The 15,371-nt window shown below is 58.3% G+C and carries 17 protein-coding genes and 1 riboswitch; of the genes, 8 read left to right on the top strand and 9 right to left on the bottom strand.

The features are described 5' to 3' along the window. Positions 1-94: 94 nt before the first annotated feature. From thiH to ABLV66_RS24095, 7 genes are all read right to left on the bottom strand, one after another. On the bottom strand, positions 95-1,228 hold the full coding sequence (thiH, locus tag ABLV66_RS24125) for a 2-iminoacetate synthase ThiH (RefSeq protein ID WP_348877036.1): 1,134 nt from the start codon (positions 1,226-1,228) through the stop codon (positions 95-97). Then, positions 1,225-1,995, bottom strand: coding sequence for a thiazole synthase (gene thiG / locus ABLV66_RS24120; protein ID WP_045397342.1), 771 nt, complete (start codon positions 1,993-1,995; stop codon positions 1,225-1,227). Before thiG ends, thiH begins: the two co-directional genes overlap by 4 nt. Position 1,996: 1 nt before the next feature. Next, positions 1,997-2,197: a sulfur carrier protein ThiS gene (gene thiS, locus ABLV66_RS24115; RefSeq protein WP_348877035.1), complete on the bottom strand. Its 201-nt coding sequence runs from the start codon at positions 2,195-2,197 to the stop codon at positions 1,997-1,999. After that, complete coding sequence (locus ABLV66_RS24110; protein WP_348877034.1) at positions 2,181-2,936, bottom strand: HesA/MoeB/ThiF family protein; 756 nt, start codon at positions 2,934-2,936, stop codon at positions 2,181-2,183. The genes thiS and ABLV66_RS24110 overlap by 17 nt, the downstream gene beginning before the upstream one ends. Beyond that, positions 2,929-3,564 carry a thiamine phosphate synthase gene (gene thiE, locus ABLV66_RS24105; RefSeq protein WP_289578637.1) on the bottom strand — a complete coding sequence of 212 codons (636 nt, stop codon included), beginning with the start codon at positions 3,562-3,564 and terminating at the stop codon, positions 2,929-2,931. Before thiE ends, ABLV66_RS24110 begins: the two co-directional genes overlap by 8 nt. After that, positions 3,564-5,459: a phosphomethylpyrimidine synthase ThiC gene (gene thiC / locus ABLV66_RS24100; RefSeq protein ID WP_045397333.1), complete on the bottom strand. Its 1,896-nt coding sequence runs from the start codon at positions 5,457-5,459 to the stop codon at positions 3,564-3,566. Before thiC ends, thiE begins: the two co-directional genes overlap by 1 nt. An 89-nt stretch (positions 5,460-5,548) precedes the next feature. Beyond that, a riboswitch (TPP riboswitch) is annotated at positions 5,549-5,673 on the bottom strand. Positions 5,674-5,725: 52 nt separating this feature from the next. After that, positions 5,726-6,223, bottom strand: coding sequence for an Rsd/AlgQ family anti-sigma factor (locus ABLV66_RS24095; protein ID WP_045397331.1), 498 nt, complete (start codon positions 6,221-6,223; stop codon positions 5,726-5,728). A 90-nt stretch (positions 6,224-6,313) separates the two neighbouring features. Here ABLV66_RS24095 and nudC point away from each other — a divergent pair, with 90 nt between their 5' ends. The 6 genes from nudC to ABLV66_RS24065 all read left to right on the top strand — a co-directional run bounded on the left by nudC (position 6,314) and on the right by ABLV66_RS24065 (position 10,673). After that, complete coding sequence (gene nudC, locus ABLV66_RS24090; protein WP_045397329.1) at positions 6,314-7,087, top strand: NAD(+) diphosphatase; 774 nt, start codon at positions 6,314-6,316, stop codon at positions 7,085-7,087. A 40-nt stretch (positions 7,088-7,127) separates the two neighbouring features. After that, positions 7,128-8,192 carry a uroporphyrinogen decarboxylase gene (gene hemE / locus ABLV66_RS24085; RefSeq protein WP_015704014.1) on the top strand — a complete coding sequence of 355 codons (1,065 nt, stop codon included), beginning with the start codon at positions 7,128-7,130 and terminating at the stop codon, positions 8,190-8,192. Positions 8,193-8,204: 12 nt separating this feature from the next. Then, positions 8,205-8,876, top strand: a complete 672-nt coding sequence (gene nfi, locus ABLV66_RS24080) for a deoxyribonuclease V (RefSeq protein WP_045397367.1) — start codon at positions 8,205-8,207, stop codon at positions 8,874-8,876. A 42-nt stretch (positions 8,877-8,918) separates the two neighbouring features. Continuing rightward, the gene (locus ABLV66_RS24075; RefSeq protein ID WP_045397326.1) at positions 8,919-9,509 is read left to right on the top strand and encodes a YjaG family protein; all 591 of its coding nucleotides are present in this window, start codon (positions 8,919-8,921) and stop codon (positions 9,507-9,509) included. A gap of 186 nt (positions 9,510-9,695) precedes the next feature. Next, complete coding sequence (gene hupA, locus ABLV66_RS24070; protein ID WP_002884342.1) at positions 9,696-9,968, top strand: nucleoid-associated protein HU-alpha; 273 nt, start codon at positions 9,696-9,698, stop codon at positions 9,966-9,968. 12 nt (positions 9,969-9,980) lie between these two features. Next, entirely contained in the window at positions 9,981-10,673 is a 693-nt protein-coding gene (locus ABLV66_RS24065) for a DUF1481 domain-containing protein (protein ID WP_045397364.1), read from the top strand. Positions 10,674-10,676: 3 nt separating this feature from the next. On the opposite strand, the gene zraP is transcribed toward ABLV66_RS24065, so the two are convergent. Continuing rightward, the gene (gene zraP / locus ABLV66_RS24060; protein WP_032715417.1) at positions 10,677-11,114 is read right to left on the bottom strand and encodes a zinc resistance sensor/chaperone ZraP; all 438 of its coding nucleotides are present in this window, start codon (positions 11,112-11,114) and stop codon (positions 10,677-10,679) included. 260 nt (positions 11,115-11,374) lie between these two features. Here zraP and zraS point away from each other — a divergent pair, with 260 nt between their 5' ends. Together zraS and zraR are read left to right on the top strand one after the other, a co-directional pair. Beyond that, a complete protein-coding gene (gene zraS / locus ABLV66_RS24055; protein WP_348877033.1) occupies positions 11,375-12,760 on the top strand; it encodes a two-component system sensor histidine kinase ZraS in 1,386 nt (461 codons plus the stop codon). Continuing rightward, complete coding sequence (gene zraR, locus ABLV66_RS24050; RefSeq protein ID WP_047078598.1) at positions 12,747-14,078, top strand: sigma-54-dependent response regulator transcription factor ZraR; 1,332 nt, start codon at positions 12,747-12,749, stop codon at positions 14,076-14,078. Before zraS ends, zraR begins: the two co-directional genes overlap by 14 nt. Here zraR and purD read toward each other — a convergent pair. Next, complete coding sequence (gene purD, locus ABLV66_RS24045; protein ID WP_316423616.1) at positions 14,068-15,363, bottom strand: phosphoribosylamine--glycine ligase; 1,296 nt, start codon at positions 15,361-15,363, stop codon at positions 14,068-14,070. The two genes, zraR and purD, sit on opposite strands and share 11 nt — an antisense overlap. Positions 15,364-15,371: the final 8 nt, after the last annotated feature.

Below are 15,371 nucleotides of genomic sequence, written 5' to 3'. Positions count from 1 at the left end.
CCTGGCAGAATAGAAAAATGGCGGCAGTTGGGCGAGCCTCCGTTTTCCATCTCTCGTGCAGGCACGCAAAATAATCAGCGGCTTGCAGCATACTTCATGATGATTGCGAGGCGCGTCCCAGCCAGCTATCCCAGTCTTTCCATACCGGCTGTAGGCCACGGGCGGCCAGCGCGCTGGCAACCTCTTCAGGGCGGCGATCGTCGTGGGGAGCAAATTGCTCAAGTTCCGGATGATCGTCGGCGTAGCCGCCGGGTTGGGTTTTGGAGAACGCGCTGACGTTGTTAATCGCCAGCGGGATCACCCGGTCGCGGAACCACGGTGATTCACGGGTCGAGAGCGACAGCTCAACCTCCGGCGCCAGCAGGCGGAAGGCGCAAATGGTCTGCACCAGCTGACGCTCGTCCATCAGCGAAGCTGGCGTAATACCGCCGGCGCAAGGGCGTAAACGCGGAAAGGAGATAGAGTAGCGGCTGCGCCAGTAGCGCTGCTGTAGCCATAACAGATGCTCGGCGACCATAAAGCAGTCCACTCGCCAGCTGTCGGAAAGGCCAATGAGCGCGCCGAGGCCGATCTTATCGATCCCCGCTTCCCCTAAACGATCCGGTGTATCAAGGCGCCAGAAGAAATCCTGCTTTTTACCCTTCAGATGGTGCTGGGCATACATACTTTCATGGTAGGTTTCCTGATAGACCATCACCCCATCAAGCCCCAGCGTTTTTAGTTCGGCATACTCTTCGGTCGCCAGCGGCTGCACTTCCATATGCAGCGAAGCAAACTGGCGGCGAATGGCTGGCAGGTGCTGGCGGAAATAATCCATTCCGACCTTACTCTGATGTTCGCCGGTGACCAGCAGAAGATGTTCAAAGCCTAAATTGCGGATTGCGGCGCATTCGTGGGCAATCTCCGCTTCATCCAGCGTCTTGCGCTTGATGCGGTTACTCATTGAGAAGCCGCAGTAGGTACAGTCGTTGGCGCACAGGTTGGACAAATACAACGGTACGTAAAAGCTGACGGTGTTGCCGAAGCGCTGCCGGGTGAGGCGCTGCGCGCGCTGGGCCAGCGGTTCAAGATAATCGGCCGCGGCAGGTGAGAGCAGGGCCATCATGTCATCGCGGGTGAGTTGTTTTGCCGCCAGCGCCCGTTCGACGTCGGCGGCGGTTTTGCTGTTGATACGCAGGCGAATGTCATCCCATTCCAACTGCCGCCAGCGATCGCTGAAAGTTTTCATGCCAGTGCCTCCAGAAAGCCGGTCAGCGGGCTGGTGGCCTGCGCCTGAGTACTGCGCGCCCCCGGTCCGGCCTGACGCGCCAGTAATCCGGCATCGACCGCCATGCGGAAGGCGCGGGCCATGGCGACAGGATCGTCGGCGACGGCAATGGCGGTGTTGACCAGTACCGCATCAGCGCCCATTTCCAGCGCCTGCGCCGCGTGGCTCGGCACGCCAATCCCGGCATCAACCACCACCGGTACCGTCGCCTGTTCGATAATAATCTCCAGCATGGCCCTGGTTTCCAGCCCCTGATTGGAGCCTATCGGCGCACCCAGCGGCATCACCGCCGCGCAGCCAGCCTCTTCCAGCCGTTTGCACAGGACCGGGTCGGCGCCGCAATAGGGCAAGACGACAAACCCTTCGCGCACCAGTAGCTCCGCCGCCTTCAGGGTTTCAATGGGGTCAGGCAGCAGCCAGCGGGCGTCCGGGTGGATCTCCAGTTTCAGCCAGTGGGTACCTAAGGCTTCCCGCGCCAGGCGGGCGGCAAAAACCGCTTCTTCCGCCGTCTTGGCGCCTGAGGTATTCGGCAGCAGGTTAACGCCCGCCGCCAGCAGCGGCGCGAGAATCGCGTCATTATGCTGGCGTAAATCGACGCGCTTCATCGCCAGCGTCACCAGCTGGCTTCCCGAGGCGCGAATCGCCTCGACCATTACCTCCGGGGCGGCGAATTTGCCGGTTCCGGTAAAAATGTGGGATTCAAATGTCTTATCAGCAATACGTAACATGTCAGCCTCCGGCGATAACCTGAAAAAGCAGGACCCGATCGCCTTCCTGCAAGAGATGATCTTCCCACCGTTCGCGTGGCAGGATGTGTTGGTTGAGCGCCAGCGCAACGTCCGGCTGGAGCTGTTCCAGTTGGCTAAGCAGGGCGCTTACGCTGAGGTTGTCCGCGCACTCCAGCGGTTCGTCGTTAAACCAGACTTGCATGATGTCCTCCACAAACCGGACAGCCCCGGGCCTTTTGCAACGTAAGGTTGCGCCAGTTGCTGGTGCGGGCGTCAAACAGCCGTAGCGTGTTGCGCGGCGTCGCCATGCCGCTAAGGAGCTTAATGGCTTCCAGCGCCTGCAGCGTCCCCATCATGCCGACGACCGGGCCGACGATCCCCGCGGTACGACAGTTACGCTGTGGTTCGGCGGTGTCCGGCCACAGGCAGCGGTAGCAGCCCTGCGCCCAGGGCGGCGTCAGCACCATCAACTGGCCGCCGAAGCCGACGGCGCTGGCGGTTACCAGCGGCGTCTCAAGGGCGACGCAGGCGGCGTTAATCGCCTGGCGGGCAATCATGTTATCGGTACAGTCCAGCACCACGTCGGCTTTCGCCACTTCGGCGCGCAGCGACTCGCCGCTTAAGCGCTGCCGTAGCGCCACGAGGCGGATTTGCGGATTGAGTTGGTTGAGCCGCGTCTTTGCCGCCGCGGCTTTTGGCTGGTCGATATCGTCGCTGGTGAACAGAATTTGCCGCTGCAGGTTGCTGAGATGCACCGCGTCGTCATCGGCCAGGGTCAGCGTCCCGACGCCGGCCCCCGCCAGATATAGCGCCGCCGGCGAACCTAAGCCGCCCAGGCCGATAATCAGCGCCCGGCTGGCTAACAGTTTCTGCTGTCCCTCGATGGCGATATCTTCCAGCAATAGCTGGCGGCTGTAGCGCATGAAGTCGTGATCATTCATCGCCTGATCCCGCCAGCGCTAACAGTTGTGCTGTGGCAGCCCGCCAGTCTGTTGCCTGGGTAATGGCGCTGACGACCGCGATGCTGCCGACGCCGGTCGCCAGTACGCCCGGCGCTTTTTCCAGACTGATGCCGCCTATCGCTACCGTCGGATAATCGGCCAGACGATGAATATGCCCGGCAAGCTGTTCGAGGCCCTGCGGCGCCGAAGGCATCTGTTTGGTTTGTGTCGGGAAGACGTGGCCCAGCGCGATGTAGGAAGGGCGCGCCGCCAGCGCGACGTCAATTTCCATGTCGTCGTGAGTGGAGACGCCAAGGCGCAGTCCGGCTTTACGGATGGCGCTCAGATCTGTGGTTTCCAGGTCTTCTTGACCCAGATGCACGCCGTACGCCCGGTGCTGAATCGCCAGTTGCCAGTAATCATTGATAAACAGCCGTGCGTGATAGCGGCGGCCAAGCGCGATGGCGGCGATGACATCATCCTCTACGTCGCTGTCGCGCTGGTCCTTGATCCGCAACTGAATGGTGCGCACGCCGGCTTCCAGCAGGCGCTCAATCCACGCCACGCTATCGACAACCGGATAAAGCCCGAGACGAAACGGTACGGGCGGAAAGTCAGGCTGGTACATCAGGCATTTTCCTTTTTCAGGTAGATTTCACCGCCGCGGGCGCGGAAGTTATTTGACATATCGGCCATGCCGGCCTCAATACTTTGCTTCGCGGCGTAGTCGCGGACCTCCTGGGTGATTTTCATCGAACAGAATTTTGGCCCGCACATGGAGCAGAAGTGGGCGACTTTGCCGGACTCCTGCGGCAGGGTTTCATCGTGATAGGCCCGCGCGGTAAAGGGATCGAGCGCGAGGTTGAACTGGTCTTCCCAGCGGAATTCGAAACGCGCTTTGGACATCGCGTTGTCGCGGATCTGCGCGCCGGGGTGGCCTTTAGCGAGGTCGGCGGCGTGGGCAGCGATTTTGTAGGTAATGAGTCCCTGTTTCACATCCTCTTTGTTGGGCAAGCCGAGATGTTCTTTTGGCGTGACGTAGCACAGCATGGCGCAGCCAAACCAGCCAATCATTGCCGCGCCGATACCGGAAGTGAAATGGTCATAGCCCGGCGCGATGTCGGTGGTGAGCGGCCCCAGCGTGTAGAACGGCGCTTCGTGGCAGTGCTCCAGTTCTTCGGTCATATTGCGGCGAATCATCTGCATCGGCACGTGGCCGGGGCCTTCAATCATCACCTGAACGTCATACTCCCAGGCGATTTTAGTCAGCTCGCCCAGCGTATGCAGCTCGGCGAACTGCGCCTCGTCGTTGGCATCCTGAATCGAGCCGGGGCGCAGACCATCGCCGAGGGACAGCGACACGTCATAGGCGGCGCAGATTTCACAGATTTCGCGGAAGTGCTGGTAGAGGAAGTTTTCCTGATGATGCGACAGGCACCACTTGGCCATGATCGAACCGCCGCGCGAGACGATACCGGTCAACCGCTTCGCGGTCATTGGCACATAGCGCAGCAGCACCCCGGCATGAATCGTGAAGTAGTCGACGCCCTGTTCGGCCTGTTCCAGCAGGGTATCGCGGAAGGCTTCCCAGGTCAGGTTCTCGGCAATGCCGTTAACTTTCTCCAGCGCCTGGTAAATCGGGACGGTACCAATCGGCACCGGGCTGTTGCGCAGGATCCATTCGCGGGTCTCGTGGATATAGCGGCCGGTGGAGAGGTCCATTACCGTGTCGGCGCCCCAGCGGGTTGACCAGACCAGCTTCTCGACCTCTTCCTCGATGGAAGAGGTCACCGCCGAGTTGCCGATATTGGCATTCACTTTCACCAGGAAGTTGCGGCCGATAATCATCGGTTCGGATTCCGGGTGATTGATATTGGCCGGGATGATGGCTCGCCCGGCAGCGACTTCATCGCGGACGAACTCGGCGGTAATGTTGTCCGGCAGGCGGGCGCCAAAGCCTTCTCCGGCATGCTGCTGGCGCAGCACCTCGCTGCGGATACGCTCGCGGCCCATGTTTTCGCGAATGGCGATGAATTCCATCTCCGGGGTGACGATCCCCTGGCGGGCGTAGTGTAGTTGCGTTACGCATTTGCCGGCGACGGCGCGTTTAGGCGTCAGCAGGCCGCCGAAGCGCAGTTCATCGAGGCCATCGTCGGCCAGCCGCGCTTTAGTGTATGCCGAGCTGCGTTCGCTGAGCGGCGCGCAGTCGTTACGTGCGTCGATCCACCGCTGGCGTAGTTTTGTCAGTCCCTGGCGGACATCGATGTTGATCTCCGGGTCGCCGTAAGGCCCGGAGGTGTCGTACACCGGTATTGGTTCGTTGGCTTCGTATTGGGGGTTATCGTTATCACCGCCGATGAGCGTCGGGCTGAGCTGGATTTCACGCATCGGGACGCGGATATCAGCCTGTGAGCCTTGAATGTAGATACGGCGTGAATTGGGAAAAGCGGTACCTTCCAGCGTATCAATGAATCGCTGCGCGTGTTCGCGTTGTTCCCGGCGGGTCAGTTTGGTAGTAGACATAGCGCATTCCAGTTACAAAAAAAGGAGATGGCTTGTCAGACGACGGATGGAGTAACAGATGCGACCAACCCGTAACGGGCAGGTGCGACCAGCAGTTTACTCTTGTTCCCTTCGCAGGTATTAGCCTGATCAGGTTCCGCGGATCCCGAATAAACGGTCTCAGCCTTTTCCACTTCAGCTTTCGTGTGGAAAATAGGCACTCCGACAAGATGAAATCCCTCCGCAGAGGGATAATGTATGTAAATTACTCGTTAACGGTTCACAACTCAAGCGGTCGGCGCGATATTGTCGCCAACGCTGTCTTTCCGATCGTGAGCGACGACCAGCGCCAGCAGCTTGTCCTCAAGCGCGAAGCGCGCCTCCAGCGACTCGCCGATATCCGACAGCGCCTGCTGAAATTCGAGATAGTTATCATGATCGATGGCGTTTTCGAGGCAGGTATCGTAGTAGTCCATCATCTGCTGGGTATTGGCTTCCAGCTGCGGGTAGATTTTGGTGGCGGCTAAAAGAGGGGTACTCCCTTCCATTTCTCCGATAATACGTTCATAAATATTAAAATGACCGGATGAGAGGTAATCCACCAGGCTTTGGCAAAAGTCATCCAGCGCCTTTTCATTAAGCCGCATAAAGGACTCTTTGCCGGGTTTCAGGCCAACCAGGTTGTAGTAAGCCACGAGCAAATGCTTACGCACAAGCAGCCAGCGATCGACCAGTTTGTTATTGCCTCCAACACGTTCCGTCAGGTTTTCCAGCTGGTTTAACATGATTGACTCCGCAAGATTAAAAATAACGTTGCTCAGCAAATGTAAATATAATGTTAAAAGTGCCAGTAAAACGAAGGTAGCGCAATAGATATGGATCGTATTATTGAAAAATTAGATCGCGGCTGGTGGATCGTCAGTCACGAACAAAAATTATGGCTTCCCGCAGGGGAATTACCACATGGCGAAGCGGTAAATTTTGATCTTGTCGGTGAACGCGCGCTACATCTCGGCGAGTGGCAAGGCGAAGCGGTGTGGCTGGTGCGTCAGGATCGTCGCCATGATATGGGATCGCTGCGCCAGGTGTTGGATCAGGATCCTGGGCTTTTCCAATTAGCAGGGCGCGGGATCCAGTTGGCCGAGTTTTATCGATCGCATAAATTTTGCGGCTACTGCGGCCACCCGATGCACGTCAGTAAAACCGAGTGGGCGATGCTCTGCGGCCACTGTCGCGAGCGCTATTATCCGCAAATTGCCCCCTGCATTATCGTCGCCATTCGTCGCGACGATTCGATTTTACTGGCGCAGCATACCCGCCATCGTAATGGTGTCCATACGGTGTTGGCCGGGTTTGTCGAAGTGGGCGAAACCCTTGAGCAGGCGGTCGCTCGCGAAGTCATGGAAGAGAGCGGCATTAAGGTGAAAAACCTACGCTATGTGACCTCCCAGCCGTGGCCCTTCCCGCAATCACTGATGACCGCCTTTATGGCTGAATACGACAGCGGCGATATTGTCGTGGATAAAAAAGAGCTGCTGAGCGCAGAGTGGTATCGCTATGACGATTTGCCGCTACTGCCGCCGCCGGGCACCGTGGCGCGACGCCTGATCGAAGATACGGTGGCGATGTGTCGGGCAGAGTACGAGTGACATGTTACACTGGGCGCATCAACGCTAAAGGAATGTAAAAATGACCGAACTGAAAAACGATCGTTACCTGCGTGCGCTGCTGCGCCAGCCGGTTGATGTCACCCCGGTGTGGATGATGCGCCAGGCAGGCCGCTATCTCCCGGAATACAAAGCCACCCGCGCGCAAGCGGGCGATTTCATGTCGCTGTGTAAAAATGCCGAGCTGGCCTGCGAAGTGACGCTACAGCCGCTGCGCCGTTACCCGCTGGATGCGGCGATCCTCTTTTCGGACATCCTGACGATTCCGGACGCGATGGGGCTGGGGCTGTACTTTGAAGCTGGCGAAGGCCCGCGCTTCACCTCGCCGGTGAAATGCAAAGCCGACGTCGACAAGCTGCCGGTGCCGGACCCGGAACAAGAATTAGGCTACGTGATGAACGCCGTGCGCACCATTCGCCGTGAACTGAAAGGCGAAGTGCCGCTGATTGGTTTTTCCGGCAGCCCGTGGACGCTGGCGACCTACATGGTTGAAGGCGGCAGCAGCAAAGCCTTTACCGTCATCAAAAAGATGATGTATGCCGAACCGCAGGCGCTGCACGCGCTGCTGGACAAGCTGGCGAAAAGCGTCACCCTGTATCTGAACGCGCAGATCAAAGCGGGCGCGCAGTCGGTGATGATTTTCGACACCTGGGGCGGCGTGTTGACCGGCCGCGACTATCAGCAGTTCTCACTCTACTACATGCATAAAATCGTCGATGGCCTGCTGCGGGAAAACGAAGGTCGTCGCGTACCGGTGACGCTGTTCACCAAAGGCGGCGGACAATGGCTGGAAGCGATGGCGGAGACCGGCTGCGATGCGCTGGGTCTCGACTGGACTACCGATATTGCCGACGCTCGCCGTCGCGTAGGCCACAAAGTGGCGCTGCAGGGCAATATGGACCCGTCGATGCTTTATGCGCCTGCCGCCCGTATTGAAGACGAAGTGGCGAACATTCTCGCCGGCTTCGGCCAGGGCGAAGGCCATGTCTTTAACCTTGGCCACGGCATCCATCAGGACGTCGACCCACAGCATGCAGGAGTCTTTGTTGAGGCGGTGCATCGTCTCTCCGCGCAATATCACCAATAGGAGATAAGCATGATGGATTTAGCTGCGCTGCGAACCCAACAGCAATCTTTAGCCGCGTCGGTAGAACGTGCGGACCGATTGGATCGCGACCCGCCGGTGCTGATCGGCGGCGCCGATGTGGGGTTTGAGCAGGAAGGGGACATTACCCGCGCTGCGATGGTGCTGCTAACTTATCCGGGGCTTGAGCTGGTGGAGTATCAGGTGGCGCGCGTCGCCACCACGATGCCGTACATCCCCGGCTTTCTCTCCTTTCGCGAGACGCCCGCGCTGCTGGCGGCGTGGCAACAGCTATCGCAAAAGCCCGATCTGTTGTTCGTCGACGGCCACGGTATTTCACATCCCCGGCGGCTTGGCGTCGCCAGCCATTTTGGCCTGATGGTTGATGTGCCAACGATTGGCGTAGCGAAAAAACGCTTATGCGGGAAGTTTGAACCGCTCGGCGCCGAGCCCGGCGCGCTGGCGCCATTAATCGACAAGGGCGATCAGCTGGCCTGGGTCTGGCGCAGCAAAGCACGCTGCAACCCACTGTTTATCAGTACCGGCCACCGCGTAGGGATGGATAGCGCGTTAATGTGGGTGGAACGCTGCATGCAGGGCTACCGGCTACCCGAACCCACGCGTTGGGCCGATGCCGTGGCATCCCGTCGGCCTTCCTTTGTGCGTTGGCAAGCAAATCACGGCTGATTCAGGTACACTGCGCCTAATTTCTGACTTCGAGAATTCATCATGTTACAAAACCCGATTCATCTGCGCCTGGAGAAACTGGAGAGCTGGCAGCACGTCACCTTTATGGCCTGCCTGTGCGAGCGTATGTACCCCAACTACGCCATGTTCTGCAAGCAAACCGAGTTTGGCGACGGCCAGTTATATCGTCGTATCCTTGACCTGATCTGGGAAACGCTGACGGTAAAAGATGCGAAGGTGAATTTCGATAGTCAGCTGGAAAAGCTGGAAGAGGCGATTCCGTCCGCGGATGACTACGACATGTACGGCGTCTATCCGGCTATCGATGCCTGCGTCGCGCTGAGCGAATTAATCCACTCACGCCTGAGCGGTGAAACGCTGGAGCATGCTATCGAGGTCAGTAAGACTTCCATTACTACCGTCGCGATGCTGGAAATGACCCAGGAAGGTCGCGAAATGACCGATGAAGAGCTCAAAGCTAACCCGGCGGTAGAACAAGAATGGGACATTCAGTGGGAGATTTTCCGCCTGTTGGCCGACTGCGAAGAACGCGACATTGAACTGATTAAAGGGCTGCGCGCAGACCTGCGAGAGGCCGGCGAAAGCAATATTGGTATAAATTTTCAGCAATGAGACCAGAAAACGTGATTTACCGCCTGAATTGTAGCGTCTGAAGACTTCCATTCCGCCCCCTGTCTGGTCTACATTTGGGGGGCGAAAAAAAGTGGCTATCGGTGCGTGTATGCAGGAGAGTGCTTTTCTGGCATTTCCGTCGCACTCGATGCTTAGCAAGCGATAAACACATTGTAAGGATAACTTATGAACAAGACTCAACTGATTGATGTAATTGCGGACAAAGCTGACCTGTCTAAAGCACAGGCAAAAGCTGCCCTGGAATCCACCCTGGCTGCAATTACCGAGTCTCTGAAAGAAGGTGATGCTGTTCAACTGGTTGGTTTCGGTACCTTCAAAGTGAACCACCGTGCTGAGCGTACTGGCCGCAACCCGCAGACCGGTAAAGAAATCAAAATCGCTGCAGCTAACGTGCCAGCATTTGTTTCTGGCAAAGCGCTGAAAGACGCAGTCAAGTAAGACCGCGTGGCAGTGTCCAGTTTTAACGAAGGGGCTTTTAAGCCCCTTTTGTCTAACTGGCGTCGCACGCTGACGCTGGCAGGCGCGCTATTGCTCACTGCCTGCAGTCACGATTCTTCTCTTCCTCCTTTCACCGCCAGCGGCTACGCCGATAACCAGGGCGCGATGCGCATCTGGCGCAAAGATGCCGGCGATGAAGTTCACCTGCTTGCCGCTTTTAGTCCATGGCACCGCGGCGACACCTCAACCAGCGAGTACCGCTGGCAGGATGGCCAGCTAACGCTTATTGAGCTCAACGTGTACGGCAAACCGCCGGAACATATTCGCGCCCGCTTTGACGCCCAGGGCGAGCTGAGTTTTATGCAGCGTGAAGTAGATGGTGAAAAACAGCAGCTTTCAAACGACCAGGTCGCGCTGTACCGCTATCGGGCGCAGCAAATCCGCGAAACCAGTGACGCCTTGCGTCAAGGACGAGTGGTATTACGCCAGGGGCGCTGGCATGCCGATCGTACCGTGACCACCTGTGAAGGCCAGACCGTGAAGCCTGACCTTGATGAGCGGGCATTAGCGCATATTGAACGCCGCCAGAATCACTCCTCCGTGGAAGTGAGCGTAGCGTGGCTGGAGGCGCCGGAAGGCTCGCAACTGCTGCTGGTGGCTAATGAAAACTTCTGTACCTGGCAGCCGAACGAAAAATCGTTCTGAGTTTTACCAGTGGTTCATGCCCATATGACCACCGCCATTACCGCGGCAGCCGCCGTAACCCATACCCGCGCCGCGAGGAACGCCTGCTTCCGCAAGGGCGATATCAAATTTTACCCGCTGCTGATCCAGCTGCTGGCTTAATGTTTCCATTTCCTTCGCCACGGCCTCAATTTTTCCGCTTTCTGGTTTTGGCGCAGTAAGCAGCGCATTGTACTCGTAGCGTTTGGACTGTAACTGCTGGCGCAGGGCGCTGGTTTGCGCATAGTAATTGTCATGTAGCTTCTGCACGGTCGCTTGCTGTTCCTGGGTGAGCTGGCTGTAACCCTGCGCGCCCATCCCGTTGTTATAACCCCAGTGATGTCCGGCCCAGGCCGCGTGACTGCCAAAGGTCAGTGCGGCAAGCGCCACGAGGACGAGGGATAAAGTCGGTTTCCGTTTCATAGCGTGATCTCCTGTGTGGTTTCCCTCGGTATTGCATCTTCCATGCCAGCCTGAAAAAGCGCGTGAATACAGGCCTGTCCGCGGCGAACATTATCCTGGCGAGTAAAAATGACCCGTTCCGGCTGGGGCCTGCGAGTCATTTTTACTCGCTAAATCACCGGCGATATGTCTGAGGACAGGTTTCACGGTGTGGAAAAATGGCATGATTCCTGCTGATGGATCCTGGTGATAGCGAATAAGGACACGATAAGGACCCGCCCATGCCGCGCATGACCTCATTTTCCCGGGACACCCTGAGCTGGTTACTGACCGGCACGGTTATCCTGTTGGTTATTCTGTTTTCCGCGATGATTGTCCGCGATTATGGCCGGGAAACCGCCGCCGCCCGGCAAACCATCGAAGAAAAAGGGGAGGTGCTGATCCGCGCGCTGGAGTCCGGCACGCGTGTCGGCATGGGGATGCGAATGCATCACGCGCAGCTGCAGGCGCTGCTGGAGGAGATGGCCTGGCAGCCCGGTGTGCTGTGGTTCGCGGTGACCGATGAAAACGGTAAAATTATCGCCCACAGCGATCCGCAGCAATTGGATAAGGCGCTGTACAGTCCCGCGCAAATGCGTGAACTCAAGGTGGGTGAACAGGAGCGCTGGCGCCGGCTTGCCGAGCCGCAACCGGCACTGGAGATTTATCGCCAGTTTCGCCCGCTTAACCCTGCTCGTGGTCACCATATGGGGATGATGAAGCGCTGCAACAGCACGCTGGCTCAGCCCAATGTTCCACAGGTAATTTTTATCGCCTTTGATAGCCGCGAGCTGGATGCGGCGCAGGCCCGCGGCTTGCGTAATATGATGATCATGCTGGCGGCCGCGGCGCTGGTCATCGTCGCGACGATCCTCGCTCAGTTCTGGTTCCGCCGCTACCGTCTCTCACGCCAGCAGCTTCAGGAGGCGATGGCCCGCAAAGAAAAACTGCTGGCCCTTGGGCATCTGGCGGCTGGCGTCGCACATGAGATCCGCAATCCGCTTTCTTCGATTAAAGGACTGGCGAAGTATTTTGCCGAGCGTACGCCGCCGGGCGGCGAGGCGCAGGAGTTAGCGCTGGTGATGGCCAAAGAGGCCGATCGCCTGAACCGGGTCGTCAGCGAGCTGCTGGAGCTGGTTCGTCCAGCCCATTTAAACTACCAGCCCGTCGATATCAACGCGCTTATCCACCACTCATTGCAGCTGGTAAGCCAGGATGCGCAGAGTCGCGGGATCGCGCTGCAATTTACTCCGCGCCCTGAATTAACCTCTATTAAAGCCGACCCCGACCGTCTGAACCAGGTGCTGTTGAATCTGTATCTGAACGCGATGCAGGCAATTGGCCGTGATGGCGTTATTCACGTATCGGCAAGCGAAGCCGATCGGCAACGTGTGAAAATTGTCGTCAAGGATAGCGGTAAGGGGATGAGCGATGAAGAACTGCAGGCCATCTTTACCCCTTATTTCACCACCAAGGCGGACGGCACGGGGCTGGGGCTGGCGGTAGTACAGAATATTATCGAACAACATGGCGGGACAATCCGCGCCGAAAGCCAGCCGGGGGCCGGAGCGATATTTACGCTTTGGTTACCGGTGGATGCTCAACGGAGGGAAGATGAGCAGCGATAAAATACAGATTCTGGTCGTCGATGATGACGTTAGCCACTGCACGATTTTGCAGGCGCTGCTGCGTGGCTGGGGCTATCAAGTGGCGTTAGCCCACAACGGCCTGCAGGCGCTGGAACAGATCCATCGGCAGGTGTTCGACCTGGTGCTATGCGATATCCGCATGGCGGAGATGGACGGTATCGCGACATTAAAAGAGATCAAAGCCTATAACCCGGCGATTCCGGTATTAATCATGACGGCGTTCTCCAGCGTCGGCACGGCGGTTGAGGCTATTAAGTCCGGCGCGCTGGATTATCTGGTCAAGCCGCTGGATTTTGACACTCTACAGCAGACGCTGGTTCAGGCACTGGCGCATACCCGGCAGAGTGAAGGCGATTCCAGCGCCGCGACGGATTCGCAATGGGGCATGATTGGCGATAGCCCGGCAATGCAGGCGCTTATCAACAATATTACGCTGGTGGCGCCCTCGGATGCGACGGTGCTGATCTGCGGCGAATCGGGAACCGGTAAAGAACTGGTGGCGCGCGCCATCCACGCTTGCAGCGAGCGCCGCGAGAAGCCGCTGGTGACGCTAAACTGCGCGGCGCTCAATGAGTCGCTGCTGGAGTCCGAGCTGTTCGGTCATGAAAAAGGGGCTTTTACCGGCGCGGAGCGGCGGCGGGAAGGGCGTTTTGTCGAGGCGGATGGCGGCACGCTGTTTCTTGATGAAATTGGCGATATCTCGCCGCTGATGCAGGTGCGTCTGCTGCGGGCGATTCAGGAACGCGAAGTGCAGCGCGTTGGCAGTAATCAGACGCTTTCTGTCGATGTGCGGCTAATTGCCGCCACCCATCGTAATCTGGCGGAGGAGGTAAGCGCCGGGCGCTTTCGCCAGGATCTCTATTATCGCCTGAACGTCGTAACCATTGATATGCCGCCACTGCGTCAGCGGCGTGAAGATATTCCACCGCTGGCGCAGCACTTTCTTAAGCGCTATGCCGAACGCAATCGTAAAACGGTGCAGGGATTTACGCCGCAGGCGATGGACCTGTTGATTCACTACGGCTGGCCGGGGAATATCCGCGAACTGGAAAATGCGGTGGAGCGGGCGGTGGTGCTACTGACCGGAGAATACATTTCCGAGCGTGAACTGCCGTTGGCGATAGCAGGTACGACGCTGCCGGTCGCTGGCAACGATGAGGCGTTGATTCAGCCGTTAGTGGAAGTCGAAAAAGAAGTCATACTGTCGGCGCTGGAAAAAACGGGCGGCAACAAAACTGAAGCCGCCCGTCAGTTAGGCATTACGCGTAAAACGCTGCTGGCAAAACTCAGCCGTTAGTTTTTTCACGCGCGATGGCGCGCCAGCCGATATCGTTACGGCTGAAGCTGCCGTTCCAGCGAATATCGGTCAGCAGTTCATAGGCGCGCTGCTGCGCCTGCGCCACGGTGTCACCCAGCGCGGTTACGCACAGCACGCGTCCGCCGTTGGTGACTACGCGCTGGTCGTCAGACAGCCTGGTGCCGGCGTGGAAGACTTTACCGTCTGCCGCTTCCTGCTGCGGCAGACCGTGGATCTCATCGCCCGTGTTGTAGCTGCCCGGATAGCCGCCGGCGGCCACCACAACGCCCAGCGAGGCGCGGTCATCCCACTCGGAAGTTTTCTCGTCCAGCTTGCCCGCGCAGGCGGCGAGGCACAGCTCGACCAGATCGGATTTCATGCGCAGCATGATCGGCTGAGTTTCCGGATCGCCAAAGCGGCAGTTGAACTCAATAACCTTCGGGTTGCCCTGCTTGTCGATCATCAGACCGGCATACAGGAAACCGGTATAGGTGTTGCCTTCAGCGGCCATACCTTTAACTGTTGGCCAGATAATCCGCTCCATGGTGCGCTGATGGACTTCATCAGTCACTACCGGCGCCGGGGAGTAAGCGCCCATGCCGCCGGTGTTTGGGCCGGTATCGCCGTTGCCGACGCGCTTGTGATCCTGGCTGGTGGCCATCGGCAGGACGTGCTCGCCGTCGACCATGACAATAAAGCTGGCTTCTTCGCCATCGAGGAATTCTTCAATCACGATGCGGTGGCCTGCATTGCCAAAGGCGTTACCGGCCAGCATATCTTTGACCGCCGCTTCGGCTTCCTCAAGGGTCATCGCCACGATAACGCCTTTACCCGCCGCCAGACCGTCGGCTTTGATGACGATCGGCGCGCCTTTCTCGCGCAGGTAAGCCAGCGCAGGCTCAACTTCGGTGAAATTCTGGTATTCCGCCGTCGGGATATGATGACGAGCGAGGAAATCTTTGGTGAAGGCTTTTGAACCTTCCAGCTGCGCGGCGCCTTCGGTTGGCCCGAAGATGGCGAGCCCTGCGGCACGAAACGCGTCCACTACGCCAATGACCAGCGGCGCTTCCGGGCCAACGATCGTCAGGTCGATTTTTTCATCCTGCGCGAAACGTAGCAGCGCCGGAATATCGGTAACGCCGATAGCGACGTTTTGCAGCGCCGGCTCCAGCGCGGTGCCCGCGTTGCCCGGCGCGACGTAGACGGTATCAACCAGCGGCGACTGGGCCGCTTTCCAGGCCAGCGCGTGTTCGCGCCCGCCGTTGCCGATTACTAATACTTTCATCTGCTGCT

The organism is Klebsiella sp. CN_Kp073 (assembly GCF_040065495.2).
Classification (GTDB): Bacteria; Pseudomonadota; Gammaproteobacteria; order Enterobacterales; family Enterobacteriaceae; genus Klebsiella; species Klebsiella aerogenes.
The sequence above is the reverse complement of the archived record's forward strand: the minus strand, read 5'-3'. Positions and strand labels throughout refer to the sequence as shown.

Bases quoted from the DNA above. Each gene is read 5' to 3' on its own strand.
- thiC (WP_045397333.1), bottom strand. From the start codon at position 5,459: ATGTCTACTACCAAACTGACCCGCCGGGAACAACGCGAACACGCGCAG.
- thiH (WP_348877036.1), bottom strand. From the start codon at position 1,228: ATGAAAACTTTCAGCGATCGCTGGCGGCAGTTGGAATGGGATGACATT.
- nudC (WP_045397329.1), top strand. From the start codon at position 6,314: ATGGATCGTATTATTGAAAAATTAGATCGCGGCTGGTGGATCGTCAGT.
- zraS (WP_348877033.1), top strand. From the start codon at position 11,375: ATGCCGCGCATGACCTCATTTTCCCGGGACACCCTGAGCTGGTTACTG.
- thiG (WP_045397342.1), bottom strand. From the start codon at position 1,995: ATGTTACGTATTGCTGATAAGACATTTGAATCCCACATTTTTACCGGA.
- thiE (WP_289578637.1), bottom strand. From the start codon at position 3,564: ATGTACCAGCCTGACTTTCCGCCCGTACCGTTTCGTCTCGGGCTTTAT.
- ABLV66_RS24110 (WP_348877034.1), bottom strand. From the start codon at position 2,936: ATGAATGATCACGACTTCATGCGCTACAGCCGCCAGCTATTGCTGGAA.
- zraP (WP_032715417.1), bottom strand. From the start codon at position 11,114: ATGAAACGGAAACCGACTTTATCCCTCGTCCTCGTGGCGCTTGCCGCA.
- hupA (WP_002884342.1), top strand. From the start codon at position 9,696: ATGAACAAGACTCAACTGATTGATGTAATTGCGGACAAAGCTGACCTG.
- thiS (WP_348877035.1), bottom strand. From the start codon at position 2,197: ATGCAAGTCTGGTTTAACGACGAACCGCTGGAGTGCGCGGACAACCTC.
- nfi (WP_045397367.1), top strand. From the start codon at position 8,205: ATGGATTTAGCTGCGCTGCGAACCCAACAGCAATCTTTAGCCGCGTCG.
- ABLV66_RS24095 (WP_045397331.1), bottom strand. From the start codon at position 6,223: ATGTTAAACCAGCTGGAAAACCTGACGGAACGTGTTGGAGGCAATAAC.
- ABLV66_RS24075 (WP_045397326.1), top strand. From the start codon at position 8,919: ATGTTACAAAACCCGATTCATCTGCGCCTGGAGAAACTGGAGAGCTGG.
- hemE (WP_015704014.1), top strand. From the start codon at position 7,128: ATGACCGAACTGAAAAACGATCGTTACCTGCGTGCGCTGCTGCGCCAG.
- purD (WP_316423616.1), bottom strand. From the start codon at position 15,363: ATGAAAGTATTAGTAATCGGCAACGGCGGGCGCGAACACGCGCTGGCC.
- zraR (WP_047078598.1), top strand. From the start codon at position 12,747: ATGAGCAGCGATAAAATACAGATTCTGGTCGTCGATGATGACGTTAGC.